The organism is Candidatus Krumholzibacteriota bacterium, from assembly GCA_016931295.1.
Lineage (GTDB): Bacteria > Krumholzibacteriota > Krumholzibacteriia > Krumholzibacteriales > Krumholzibacteriaceae > JAFGEZ01.
On record JAFGEZ010000015.1, the window covers coordinates 39,938 to 52,652 of the forward strand.

A 12,715-nucleotide genomic window follows, 5' to 3' on the forward strand; every position below is an offset into this window, starting at 1 on the left:
CATCGAGGAAGGGCGAATTCTGTCCCTCCTTCCGCTTCCGCGTGTCGATATTCCTCATAAGGGTTTGTGTTTTCCCGACATAGTGCCTCACCGACCCTTGGCATGCTCCTTGCGAAATCCCGGAACGACATGGCATGCAGTGTATCCGAGCGCCCGGACCCGCCGGATCCGCGCGCCCCGTTCGAGAGGAGATAGCGGTGGCAAGAGACGCTGAGAGAAAACCCGTCCTCACATCCCCGTGGAAGATCGGGACACTCGTCGCGTTGCTCATGGTGATGACCGGCATCGGCGTCACGTATTACATCGTGGACGTCTACGGCGTCGAGTTCTCCTGGCTGTCGCCCTCGGAGGGGTTTCCCGGTTTCCGCCTGGATTCCTTCGGATTCTTCCGGGAGATGTACCCGATGGTCGCCGCGGTCATCGGCCTTTCGCTGCTGAGCTATTTCGTCGTCGCCTCGGCGGTGCGGCGCTACCGGTTCTATCTGAGCTCCGGCCAGGACTACCGGAGGATGATCTCGCTCGCCGACAGCATCGACGACCTGACCAATCCCGCTCAGATCGGCAAGCTTTCCGGGTATCCCGAGCTGCAGCGGGTGCTCCGGAACTACGGGGACCAGATCCGCGACATCTCCAGCGCGCTCGAGCAGAAGGAACGGGAGTCGAAGTCGATCGACTTCGAGATGGAGATCGATTCCCTGCTGCGGGGCGAGCCGGTCGACGATTCGAATATCGACGGCCGTTGGTGGGCGCCGATCTTCAGGCGGATCCAGGAGCACATGGAGGCGTCGGCGGCAAACGAGGGGGATACCTGTGATAAGGAGGAGATCCGCCGTCTCGTGGGGCGGGTCCTTTTGACGAACGGCAAGGTGTTCGAGTCGGTGAGCGGAGCGAGCGAGGATCTGATCGAGATAGCGCGCGCCGTCGGCGAGCTCGACGGCGTCTCTGCACGTCTCGACGAGACCCCCGGAACGTCGGCCGGCCCGGTCGACGCGCGTTGCCTCGACGAGATCGAGACCGCTCTCCGCGGAATCGAACAGGGCGGCGGCGTGTTGAACGAGTTCTCGGAGGAAACGAACGGGATCGCGTTGAACCTGGCGCTCATGGCGGCACGGGGCGCCGTCGACGAGCACGAGCTCGCCGCCTTCGCAGAGAAGGCCCGCTCGACCGCCGAGCGGTTCCGCCGTCTCGGCGGCACCGTCGCCGGACTGACGAAGAGCATGCTCGACGCCCTCCAGCGGGCGCGCGCGGGAACCGGCGCGTCCCGGGCGGCGGCGCCGGACGAAAGCGGTTCGATGCGGGCGTCTATCGCCGACATCTCCGGCCGGATCGAGCAGAGCAGCATGCGACTGCAGGACCGCGTCTGCTCGCTGACCGGCGAGATCGAGGACGTCGGGAGTTTCCTGCGGAACTGGATGGACGGCGAGGCCGGGACGGATGACCACGCTCCCTCCCGGAGCGACGGCGACTTCGTCAACTACGGCGCGGGCGAGCACGAAAAGACCCCCGAGGACGATCTCGTGATCGACCACGGCGAGTCGTGGCAGAACGTCGGCGGGTTCACGGGCATGTTCGCCGGCGGCGACAGCGAACCGGCCGCCGACGGGGAACCGTCCGCCGGGCGCGAGCCGGCGGATGAGACGGTTGTGCGCGAGCCGGCGGAACCCGCAGCCGTCGAGGAGAGGCTCTTCGACGAGACGACCGAACCGATGGATACGAGTCGTTCCCACGAGGCGTTCAACGAGATCTCGCTCGAGCGGATCGTCGAGGCGGCCGGGTTCGGCGCCCGGGCGACCGGGAAGCCGGGCGAGGAGCCCGTCGACCGGACGCCCGCCCCGATGCCCGCGACCGCGGACGACGCGCCGTTCGCCGGCGAACCGGCCGCCGCGCCGGAGCAGGAGAGCGCCCGGGCCGCGGAACCGGTTTCAAAGGATCCGCCGGCTGTCGGCGGGGGCGAGGGATGGATGGAGATGCCCGGACGGGAGCGGGTTCGCGTCGACGTCGAGGTCGATCGCGATCAAGCCTTCGACATCCCGGTCGACGGCATTGGCGGGGATCCCGCGGAGGCCGCGCAGAACGAGCCGGCGGTCGAGGAGCGTTCCGGTACGGCCACGGACGGCGGGGAGCCCGTCCACGACCTGTTCGAACTCGGTGCCGTCGAATACACCGAAGAAACACAGACGCAGCGATAGAGGTGGACGACAAGTTGATCGAACTCAACGAGGAAAACAAGCGGCTGTTCGGTGACCAGGTCAACGACCACATCGAAAAGCTCAGCGACCTTCTCGCCATGCCGGCGGGCACGGCGATCGAGGAGTCGATGATACGAAAGGCGTGTCTCGCCACCCGGTTGCTCGAGGGGAGCGCCCGCATGCTCGGCCTCGACGCCTGGAGCGCGACGCTCGAGATGTTCCGGGGCCTGATCGAGGGCGCGGCCGGGGGCGGCAGGGACTGGGACGAGCAACTGTCGCAGATCGTCTCCGAAATCGTCGAGGCGGAGGAACAGGTGGTCGCGGAGATCCTGGCCGGCGAGATCGATTCCGTCGATTGCCCGGCCGCCTTCGACGGCATCCGCCGCGAGACGGAGATCCTTCTCGGGGAGGCGCCGGCGAGCGACGGCGGCGAAACGTCGATCCGTTTCACCCCCGTCCCGGTCGACGAGGGCGAGACGGCCGGGAGCGCCACGGACCGGTTCGTCACGATCGATCGGCTCATGGATTGTCTCGGTGCCGTCCGGGACAACTTCAGGGAACACCTGGAGAATCCCCACGGCGACGATACGGTGAGGAACCTCGAGCTCGCCTTCGGGGAAAGCGAGTTCTTCCTCGGACTCGCAGGGGAGATCATCAGGCGGCTCGGCAATCGCGACCGTCCGTTCGTCGCGAAGGTTTCCAGCACGACCGTCCTCGACGGCGTGCAGGACTTCATCAGGTTGCACGGGCGGCTTCGCGGATGGAAGGCAGCCCTCGAGACGCGTTCGGACTATTTCTCGATCGAGCGGGAATACGCGTCCGACCTCGCGGTGCTGCTCGAGAGCTGCGTGTACGATTCGTTCAGCATGGTCGAGGACCGGAACGGCGTCGAGCTGGCGGCCGTCGTCGAGATCACCAGGGAGGGCTCGTTCCTCTCTTGCAAGGTCCGCGACAACGGCCCGGATCGACTGTGCGACTCGGAGATCGACAGTTGCGACGCCCTCGCGTTCTATCCCGGGTTGCGCAAGGTGCGCGGCCTCATCGAACGGCGCGGCGGGCTTCTCTGGGTCGAACCGGACCGCGGGCGGACCGCACGGTTCAAGTTCACATTCCCCTACGCCGGCGGGACGGCCGATTTCGTGGTCGTCACGGCGGGCGGGAGAGAGATCGCCGTTCCCTGCCGATCGATCGAGACGTTCCTGCGGCTCGACCCCGAGGGTATGGAACGACAGAACGGCAGGACGTACGTCTCCTTCGCCGGCTCGCGCATACCGATCTTCGGCATGGACGAGTTGAGCGACGGGGAACTGCCGGTCGGCGGCGGCGAAGACCATGTCATGGTCTTCGGACTCGCCGAGAAACGCGTCGGTATTCCCGTGCGCGGACAGGGTTCGCGCGTAGAGGCCGTTCGGGATCAGTTGACGGACGAGGACTGGGTCTCGCTCACGCGGCGCTTCCTCCACATAGGGGAAGCGGAGCACCCGGTCCTCGACCCCGTCTCGGTGTTCCGGAGGGTCGATTGTCTCGAGGAGACAGCCGATGCGATCGACGGCTCGGCGTCCATCGCCGGCGGCGGGGACGTGGAGCGTGCGGTGGAGGAAGTTTCGGTTCCGCGTGCTTTCGGATAATGGCATGCGTCCGGTCCCCGCGGACCGGGCGGGGCGAAGCACGGAGAGGTTGTCATGGTAAAACATCATCAGCGCGATTACGGAAGCATCATCATCGGTGGACATGACGACGCATGCGAGGTGATGACGTCGGTCGAGGCGGCCGAGTACCTGAAGATGCACGTGAAGACGGTCTGCCGTCTTGCCAAGGAAAAGAAGATTCCGGCGAAGAAGGTCGGGAGCGAATGGCGGTTCCTCAGGAGCGTTCTCGATCGATGGCTCGCCCAGGAGGATCTGCTCGTCGAGATCTCGGAGTGAATCCGGGGAGAGTTTCATGTCGAAGGCGAAATTCGATCGGGTCGAGAGCGGTGTTCCCGGCCTGGCTTTGTTCCGGATCGAGGGCAAGCTGGGGTTCCACGAGAACCTGAAGGTCGAGAAGCTCACGGCGGAATGCATGAAGCGGGCGTTCCGCACGGTCGTCTTCGACTTCTCGGGATTGTCGTCGCTCGGCGGCGGGGTCGCCCGGATCCTGCGGGACTTCGTGGCGAAGTACGCCGAGAACGGCGGGCGCGTGGCCTTCGTCGTCACGAGCGGCGTCGTGCTCGAATTCCTGCTCGACGGGGACACGTCTGTTTCCGTCTACCGGTCGGTCGAGGACGCGATCGCCGCATCCGAAACCGATCGCAGGGAAGCAACCGCAGAAACACGGCCGGCGCCCGAGGCGTCGGTGTCGCCCGCGCAGGCCGCGGAGGCGGCCGCCGGCGCCGGAGAGGACGCGCCGGTCGCCGAAACGGCCGCGAGGAACGGGGACGTCATACTCATGTCCTACGACGGCGCCGTCGAGGAAGCCGACGCTGCGCCGGATCCGTCCACGAAAGCCGGGGAAGCGTCTCCGACTGCGGATGCGCCGGGGGAAGCGAGTGATCCCCGGATCATCACCGAGATCTTCGGCGCCCGCGCCGATCGGCCGCCGGCGTGGATCGAGAATCCGCTTTCTCCCTTCGGAGCGGGCGCGGATGCCGCGTCGCCCGACGTATCACGGAGTCTCAAGCGCCGCATCCTCGAGCTGAAGACGCTCTTCTCGATCAGCGCGGATTTCAACGCCATCCGCGACAAGAAGAAACTGCTCGACATCTTTCTGCTGACCTCGATCGCCCAGGGCGGCGTCGAGGCGGCGGTCTTCTTCGAGAGGTCCGGCGACGTGTTCCTGCCGGTCATGTCGAAGGGGATCGATATCGATTCGATCAGGCATCTCCGGCTCACGCCGGAGCCCGACGAGCGCGGCTCCTCGCCGCGCGGGATCTGCACGGTCGCGGATTTCCGCGGACCGGCGGCGGAGCGGGAGGCGCTCGCCGCCGAGGGGCTCGAGCACGTCTGTCCCTTCAACGCGCAGTCCGGGACGGCCGGGTTCGTCGTCCTCGGCAGGCGCATCAGGGGCCGGGACATGCAGGAAGAGGATTTCGAGTTCATCCAGATCCTCGTGAACCTGGCCCAGGGAGCCTTCGAGAACGCCCTGATGTTCGAGCGCGAGCACTCGCGCACGCTGGGGATCGTCAAGAGCCTCATCTCCCTCATCGAAGAGAACACCATGCTCAAGGGGACGAGCGAGTTCGTCTCCCGGTACGTCGGTATCGTCGCGAAGAACGTGGGGTACCCGGAAGAGCATTTCACCGATCTCGTCTACGGGACGGTCCTCCGCGACATGGGCATGGTGAAGGTGAGCGACCTGATCGTCCGGAGCCCGCGGGAACTCTCGCGCGACGAGTGGGAGATCATCAAGCGGCACCCGGAGGACGGGGCCGCGATGCTCGAGGGCATGAAATTCAACAACCACGTCGTCGATATCGTCCGCACGCACCACGAGCGCTTCAACGGCGAGGGATATCCCCAGGGTCTGCGCGGCAAGGAGATTCCGCTCGGATCGAGGATCATCTCGGTCGTCGAGAGCTACGCGGCGATGATCCACGAACGGCCGAATCGTCCCGCCCTCACCGAGCGCGAGGCGATCGAGAGCCTCAGGGAGAATTACGGCCTCCGCTACGATCGGGAGATCGTCGCGGGATTCACGCGGATCATGGAACGGGAGATCGCGCAGTCGGTCTGTGCCGACTCGTCGGTCCGATAGCCTCGGGGGAACTTCGTGAGCGTCAGCATACTCGTGGTCGACGACGATCCCAACGTCGTGGAAATCCTGACCGAGTCCTTCAGGGGCAAGGGCTACGATACCGAGTGCGCGCACGACGGCGACGAGGCGCTCCGCAAGTATGACGAGTTCCAGCCCGATCTCGTCCTGCTCGACGTCATGCTTCCCGGCAGGGACGGCTTCAGGGTCTGCGACGACATCCGGTCCCGCGACATCCACCGCGACATCCCGATCATCATGATCTCGGCGGACACGATCCACGAGAAGATGCTCCGCGGCTTCAGCTCCGGCGCGCAGGACTATATCAAGAAGCCCTTCTCGCTGAAGGAGATCCATCTCAAGGTAGAGAACTTCATCTCGCAGGCGAGCCATCGCCGCGGTCTGCGCGAGCAAAACCTGATCCTCGAGGACGAGGTGCAGAAGGGGCACGCGGATTACATGCGGATCAACCGCGAGCTCAAGAAGAAGGTCCTCGACATGCAGACGCTCTTCGGTCTCAGCCAGGACCTCAACCGCCTCCTCGATCCCGACGAGCTGATCCACGTCTTCGCCCTCACGGTGATCGGGCAGCTCGGTCTCTCCTCTGTCGTCTTCTTCTACGCCGCGCAGGACCGGGACGAGTATCTCACCTACGGCGGGGGCAAGGGGGTCCAGGAAAACGTCCTGCACACCGTGCGGCTCGCCCGGACGAGCGGACTCGCCGCATATCTCCGCGGGATCGACGACATCGCGGACCTCGACGACGCGGCGATTCCCGGCGAGGCGCTGCAGGAGGCGAGGTTCATGGCGGACCTCGGCTTCAGCCGCTGCTACCCGCTCATCGTGAAGGAGAAGCTGCTCGGGATCGTCTTCATCGGGGCGAAGATCAACGGGCAGCTGTACACCGACTCGGACGACGACATCTTCAAGTCGATCTGCCGGTCGGCGGCGACGGGCCTCGAGAACTCCCGCCTCTACCTCGAGCTCCAGTCGACGTATCTCTCGACGATCAAGGTGCTCGTCTCGACGATCGAGGCGAAGGACTCGTACACGAGGGGTCATACGGAGCGGGTCGCCCTCTACGCGACGCTCATCGCCGAGGAGATGGGGCTCTCGAAGCGCGATCGCGAGATCGTGAGTTTCGGGGCCGCGTTGCACGACATCGGCAAGCTCGGCGTGTACGAGGACATCCTCAACAAGCCGGGGGAACTGACCGAGAACGAATGGGAGATCGTCCGCAGTCATCCCGAGGTGGGCGCGAACATCATCAAGGACATGCCCTTCCTCTCCGACGCGTGCGATCTCGTGCGGCATCACCACGAACGACTGGACGGCAACGGGTATCCCGACAAGCTCGACGGCAACGAGATCTCCCTCGGCGCGCGCATCGTCGCCGTCGCCGATTCCTTCGACGCGATGACGAGCGACCGTCCCTACCGTGAAGCATTCGATTTCGACGAGGCCTTCCGCCAGCTGAAGAAGCAGGGAGAGAAATTCGACCTCTCGATCGTCTCCTATCTCGAGGAGATCGTGCGGAAAGGCAAGATCCGGCAGATGCAGCCGGCGTAACGTCGACACCCGCGCATACGGTGTGAACGCGATTGCCGGAAGGGCTTCCCCTTCCGGTTTTTCGTATGGGCACGGGACGAAGCGGGGACGCGCCGAGGCCCGACCCGGAGACGCCGTTGTCCCGTTCGCCCGGGCCCGGCGGGAGTCGGATCGGCGGCCGGTTGCTCAATCGGTTGTCCGGTAACGAGATGCGGAAAAGAGTCGCACCCGGCACCTGCCGGCGCGTCGCTTGCGATCCGCAGTAGAAGAATCACGGACGCGGGCTCGGAAGCGAGGGGCGTCGGCAGGGCTGTGGACGCGAGGGGATGACGGGTCGCCGCCCCCTCTCTTCCTTCGGCATCAGTCCGTGGCGACGGCGTCCTCGGCCTTGATGCCGATGATGCCGACGAGCTGGTTCCGGAGCGAGTTGATATCCAGCTTGCGGGTGAGCTTCCCGTGGTGGGCGAGAGAGATCAGGCCGGTTTCCTCGCTGACGATGATGACGACGGCGTCGGATTCCTCGCTCAGCCCGAGGCCGGCGCGGTGCCTGGTGCCGAGCGACCGGACGAGCCGCGGATTCTGCGAGAGGGGCAGGATGCAGCCGGCGGCGACGATCCTGCTCTTCTCGATGATCACGGCCCCGTCGTGGAGGGGGCCCGGCGGCGTGAAGATCGTGCCGAGTATCTCGGCGGAGACGCGCGCGTCGAGGCGCGTGCCGGTCTCGACGTAGTTCTTGAGGCCGACGTCGCGTTCGATGACGACGATCGCCCCGATCCGCTTGGCGGCGAGCTGCTGGCAGGCCTTCACGATCTCGCTGATCGTTCCCGATTCCTCTACCTTGAGGAAGAGGCCCAGTATGCGGTTCTGGCCGAGTTGCGTGAGCGCCTTGCGGAGCTCCGGCTGGAAGAGGATCACGAACCCGATCACCCACACGGTCTTGAGGCTGTTGAGGATCCAGTTCAGCGCGTTGAGGTTCAGCCATTGCGCGATGAAGGAGATGAGGATCAGCAGGAAGAGCCCGACGAACATCTGCGTCGCCCGCGTGCCCTTGAAGAGCAGAAGCAGCCGGTAGAAGACGAGGGAGACGAACACGACGTCGATGATGTCGATGATGAGATTGTAGTTGTAGGGGTTCACCGGCCCGCTTCCTCCCCCCGGATCGCGCGGCTGACGCGGATGTAGTCGACCGTTTCGGGCACATCGTGGACGCGCACGATCTGTACGCCGCCTCTAAGACATCCTTCGAGGGCGGCCATCCCGCCGCACAGGCGTCCGCGCGCGTCGCGTCCCGTGATCTCGCCGATGAAGGATTTCCGGGAGAAACCGGCCAGCACGGGATACCCCAGACCGTGAAACGCCGCTATCTCGCGTACGATCGCGAGGTTGTCCGACAATCTTTTTCCGAAACCGATGCCGGGGTCAACGATTATTTTCCCCGCCGGGACGCCTCCAACCTCGATCTCGCCCGTTCGCGCGCGCAGCCACTCGAGGATCTCCCCCACGGGGTCCTCGTAGACAGGATCATTCTGCATCGTCTCGGGGGATCCGCGCATGTGCATGACGACGACGGCGCATCCGGTCTCGCGCACGGCGTCCATCATCCCGGGATCGTGCGTCAGTCCGCTGATGTCGTTGATGATCGAGGCGCCCCGGGCGGCGGCTTCGCGGGCGACGACCGCCCGGCGCGTGTCGATCGAGACCGGCGCGTCGATGTGCCCGGCGAGGCGCTCGATGACGGGCAAGACCCGGCGGAGCTCCTCCTCGACCGGCGGCTGCGCCGCTCCCGGGCGGCTCGATTCCCCGCCGACGTCGACGATGTCCGCCCCCGCCTCGACCATCCGGAGGGCGTGCGACAGCGCGGCGTCGGGATCCTCGAAATCCCCTCCGTCGCTGAAACTGTCAGGCGTGACGTTCAGGACGCCCATCACCATGGGAAGATCGCGGCCCGCGATCGGGCCGTTCGGCAGCGCGAGGCCGGCGGCCGGCGCGTCGAGCCGATCGAGGATCGAGTCGATCTCCCGGCCGATCTCCGAGAGGCCGAAGGGCTGGTTCGCCAGTCGCCTGGACAGGCTCCCGAGGCGACGGCGGTCGGCGACGATGAAGACGCTCGATCGTTCCGGCGCTCCCGTGATGACGTCGCGGTGGACGGCGGCGTCGCCGCCGATGGAGATGAGCTGCTGTTTGAGGATGTTGGCCGCCGGCGCGCCCACGCCGTCGACGCGCACGACGACGATCCGCGCCTTTTCGCCGATGATCCGCACTCCGGCGGGATCGACGCCCGCCTCGCGCAGGCAGCGCGCGAGCGCGTCGACCGGTCTGGCGGAGAGAAGGCGTGTCGGATATCTCATCTGTCCGGGATCAGTTCCGTGTATCGTCCGGGCCGTCGTCGCGGGGCGAGGGCATGTCCGTCCCGTCGCCGTCCTCGATGGCCGAGGCCATGCCGGTCGCGTTTTTCGCCGTTTCGCCGCCGGGCGGCGGTCCGGCGGGCTCGCCGCCGTCCGGCCTGGCCGCGGCGTCCGGACCGGCCGCGCCCTCGGTGGTCCGTTCCTTCGCGGTCGTCGACCGCCTGAATGGCGGCAGCGTGCCGTCGTTGAGCAGTATCCTGATCTCGTCGGCGTCGAGCGTCTCCCGCTCGAGGAGACCCGCGGCGATACGGTGCAATTCGTCCATGTGGCTGGTGAGGATCTGGCGGGACTGTTCGTAGCACTCGAAGACGATCCGCCGGACCTCCTCGTCGATCTCCCGGGCGGTGTGCTCGCTGTAGTCCTTGCGAGTGGCGAGTTCCTTGCCGAGGAAGATCTGCTCGTCGTGGTCGCCGAAGGCGATCGGCCCCATCTTCTCGCTCATCCCCCAGCGGGTGACCATCTGGCGGGCGATGTCCGTGGCCACCTTGATGTCTCCCTGGGCGCCGGTTCCGACGCGCCCCATCACCAGCTCCTCGGCGACCCGCCCGCCGAGCGAGCGCGTCACCACGTCGAGCAGGTACTCGCGCGACTTGTACAGTAGCCGGTCGTCGTCGGCGGGGAGGAAGAAGGTGACGCCGCCGGTGCGGCCGCGCGGGATGATCGATACCTTGTGTATCGGATCGCCGTGGTCGAGGAAAGAGCCGACGACGGCGTGCCCCGCCTCGTGGTAGGCGGTCATCCGGCGCGTGTCCTCCTTGATGACGCGGCTCTTCTTCTCGGGGCCGAGGAAGACCTTGTCCTTGGCCTCCTCGAACTCGTCCATGAAGACCTTGTTCTTGTCCCGGCGCGCGGCGAGGAGCGCAGCCTCGTTGACCATGTTGGCGATGTCGGCTCCCGACATGCCCGGCGTGCCGCGCGCGAGCACCTCGAGATCGACGTCGTCGGCCAGGGGTATCTGGCGGGTGTGCACCTTGAAGATGCCGAGACGACCCTTCATGTCCGGCATGTCGACGACGACCCGCCGGTCGAAGCGGCCGGGCCGCAGGAGGGCGGGATCGAGAACGTCGGGCCGGTTCGTCGCGGCGAGAAGGATGACACCCTCGTTTGATTCGAATCCGTCCATCTCGACGAGGAGCTGGTTCAGCGTCTGTTCACGCTCGTCGTGGCCGCCGCCGAGCCCCGCGCCGCGGTGCCGGCCGACGGCGTCGAGCTCGTCGATGAAGAGGATGCAGGGCGCGTGCTTCTTTCCCTTCTCGAAGAGATCCCGCACGCGGCTCGCGCCGACACCGACGAACATCTCGACGAAGTCCGAACCGCTCATGCTGAAAAAGGGTGCGCCCGCCTCCCCCGCGACGGCGCGCGCGAGGAGCGTCTTGCCCGTGCCGGGCGGGCCGAGCAGAAGCACGCCCTTCGGTATCCGCCCGCCGAGACGCTGGAATTTCTTGGGATCCTTGAGGAACTCGATGATCTCCTCGAGCTCGCCCTTGGCCTCGTCGGCGCCGGCCACGTCGTCGAAGGTGACGCGCGGCATGTTGCCCCCCATCATCTTCGCCTTGCTTTTCCCGAAGGAGAAGGCGCGGTTGCCGCCCGCCTGCATCTGGCGCATGAGAATCACCCACAGGATGAGCAGCGCGATCAGCGGCAGGGCCGTGGCGAGGGCCTTCACCCAGACGCTGGAGCCCGGGAACTCGGCCTCGACGAGCGCATCGGGATTCTTCTCCCAGATCTTGTCTGGCAGATCCTTGTCCTCGGCGGGGAGGATCACCTTGAAGGAGGAGACGCTCGTTCCCTCGCCCCCGTCGGGGATGACGATCTCGCTGACGAGCCGGCCGCGGACCTCGAGGCCCTTGATCTTGACGGAGGCGATGTTCCCGTTCCCGATCTCGTTCACGAACTGAGAGTACGAGACGGGCCACTCGCGGTTGCGCCCGGAGGTGAAGAGCATGTAGGCGAGGAAGAAGAGGATGATCACCATCACCCAGACGGCCATCGAGCGGGACGGTCCCTGCTGTCCGGGCGCCGAGCCCGGGGGCATCCACTTCTTCGAAGGCGGTTTCTTCCGCCCGTCGTCTTTCCTGTCGTCGTCCTTCATTGCGCTCCCGCGTGCTTCGGTGGTCGGCAGTGCATATGCAATCTATATAAATCGGAGGGCCGTGTCCATCAGGTTTCGCGCTCGGGGAGGGCCGGATCACCCGGTACGGCAACGGTTCGCGCGTCGCCCCGCTGGGCGACGCCGGGCGAGCAATCGTCGAGGGACGCCATCGAATGGTTCAACTCCGCTATATAGTTCAAGTTGCGGTATTGTTCCATGAAGTCGAGGCCGTAGCCGACGACGAAGACGCAGGGGATGGTGAACCCCGTGTAATGAACGGGCACCTCGATTTCCCGCGCCTCGGGCTTGTCGAGAAGCGTGCAGACGCGGATGCTCCGCGCGCCGCCCTCGCGGAAGGTGTCCATGATGCGCACGAGCGTATGCCCGGTGTCGACGATGTCCTCGATGATCAGGACGTCCCGGTCGCGGATGCCGATACGCATGTGGTCGAGGATCTCGATGCGCGCGCTCCGGGTGCTGCCGTGGCGGTAGCTCGACAGGGTGATGAAGTCGATCTCGTGCGGGATCGTCAGCTGGCGGACGAGGTCGGCGAGAAAGATGAACGCGCCCTTGAGCAGTGAGACGATCAGCGGGTTGCGGCCGGCGTAGTCCGCCGAGACGCTTCGCGCGAGTTCGGCGATCCGGGCCTCGATCTCCCGGTCCGTTATGAGAATTCTGCAATCGTCCATCGCTCCGTCCCTTGTCGCCCGTTTCAATGGATTGTAGCACAGAACCCGACGGCTGTCTTACCC

The 12,715-nt window shown here is 65.9% G+C and carries 9 protein-coding genes; 5 read left to right on the forward strand and 4 right to left on the reverse strand.

Going from position 1 to position 12,715, the window contains the following annotated elements; genetic code table 11:
* The first annotated feature begins 197 nt into the window (after window positions 1–197).
* Genes JW876_04705 through JW876_04725 form a run of 5 tightly spaced genes read left to right on the forward strand, consistent with a single transcriptional unit; the run spans window position 198 to window position 7,487 of the window.
* Window positions 198–2,189 (forward strand): hypothetical protein, encoded by a 1,992-nt coding sequence (locus tag JW876_04705; protein ID MBN1884806.1) that lies wholly within the window; start codon window positions 198–200, stop codon window positions 2,187–2,189.
* Window positions 2,190–2,191: 2 nt separating this feature from the next.
* Window positions 2,192–3,817: a hypothetical protein gene (locus JW876_04710; protein MBN1884807.1), complete on the forward strand. Its 1,626-nt coding sequence runs from the start codon at window positions 2,192–2,194 to the stop codon at window positions 3,815–3,817.
* A gap of 54 nt (window positions 3,818–3,871) precedes the next feature.
* Window positions 3,872–4,114 (forward strand): helix-turn-helix domain-containing protein, encoded by a 243-nt coding sequence (locus JW876_04715; GenBank protein ID MBN1884808.1) that lies wholly within the window; start codon window positions 3,872–3,874, stop codon window positions 4,112–4,114.
* Between the two features lie 16 nt (window positions 4,115–4,130).
* The gene (locus tag JW876_04720) at window positions 4,131–5,921 is read left to right on the forward strand and encodes an HD domain-containing protein (protein MBN1884809.1); all 1,791 of its coding nucleotides are present in this window, start codon (window positions 4,131–4,133) and stop codon (window positions 5,919–5,921) included.
* A 15-nt stretch (window positions 5,922–5,936) separates the two neighbouring features.
* The gene (locus JW876_04725; protein MBN1884810.1) at window positions 5,937–7,487 is read left to right on the forward strand and encodes a response regulator; all 1,551 of its coding nucleotides are present in this window, start codon (window positions 5,937–5,939) and stop codon (window positions 7,485–7,487) included.
* Window positions 7,488–7,826: 339 nt separating this feature from the next.
* Here JW876_04725 and cdaA read toward each other — a convergent pair whose 3' ends face one another.
* From cdaA to hpt, 4 genes are all read right to left on the reverse strand, one after another.
* On the reverse strand, window positions 7,827–8,603 hold the full coding sequence (gene cdaA / locus JW876_04730; GenBank protein MBN1884811.1) for a diadenylate cyclase CdaA: 777 nt from the start codon (window positions 8,601–8,603) through the stop codon (window positions 7,827–7,829).
* Window positions 8,600–9,814, reverse strand: coding sequence for a dihydropteroate synthase (gene folP, locus JW876_04735; protein ID MBN1884812.1), 1,215 nt, complete (start codon window positions 9,812–9,814; stop codon window positions 8,600–8,602). Before folP ends, cdaA begins: the two co-directional genes overlap by 4 nt.
* A gap of 10 nt (window positions 9,815–9,824) precedes the next feature.
* Window positions 9,825–11,846, reverse strand: coding sequence for an ATP-dependent zinc metalloprotease FtsH (gene ftsH / locus JW876_04740; GenBank protein ID MBN1884813.1), 2,022 nt, complete (start codon window positions 11,844–11,846; stop codon window positions 9,825–9,827).
* 185 nt (window positions 11,847–12,031) lie between these two features.
* Window positions 12,032–12,652, reverse strand: a complete 621-nt coding sequence (hpt, locus tag JW876_04745) for a hypoxanthine phosphoribosyltransferase (protein MBN1884814.1) — start codon at window positions 12,650–12,652, stop codon at window positions 12,032–12,034.
* Between the last annotated feature and the right edge of the window lie 63 nt (window positions 12,653–12,715).

Excerpts from the sequence above, each read along its gene's own strand:
- folP (MBN1884812.1), bottom strand. The coding sequence starts at position 9,814 with ATGAGATATCCGACACGCCTTCTCTCCGCCAGACCGGTCGACGCGCTC.
- JW876_04720 (MBN1884809.1), top strand. The coding sequence starts at position 4,131 with ATGTCGAAGGCGAAATTCGATCGGGTCGAGAGCGGTGTTCCCGGCCTG.
- hpt (MBN1884814.1), bottom strand. The coding sequence starts at position 12,652 with ATGGACGATTGCAGAATTCTCATAACGGACCGGGAGATCGAGGCCCGG.
- ftsH (MBN1884813.1), bottom strand. The coding sequence starts at position 11,846 with ATGGTGATCATCCTCTTCTTCCTCGCCTACATGCTCTTCACCTCCGGG.
- JW876_04715 (MBN1884808.1), top strand. The coding sequence starts at position 3,872 with ATGGTAAAACATCATCAGCGCGATTACGGAAGCATCATCATCGGTGGA.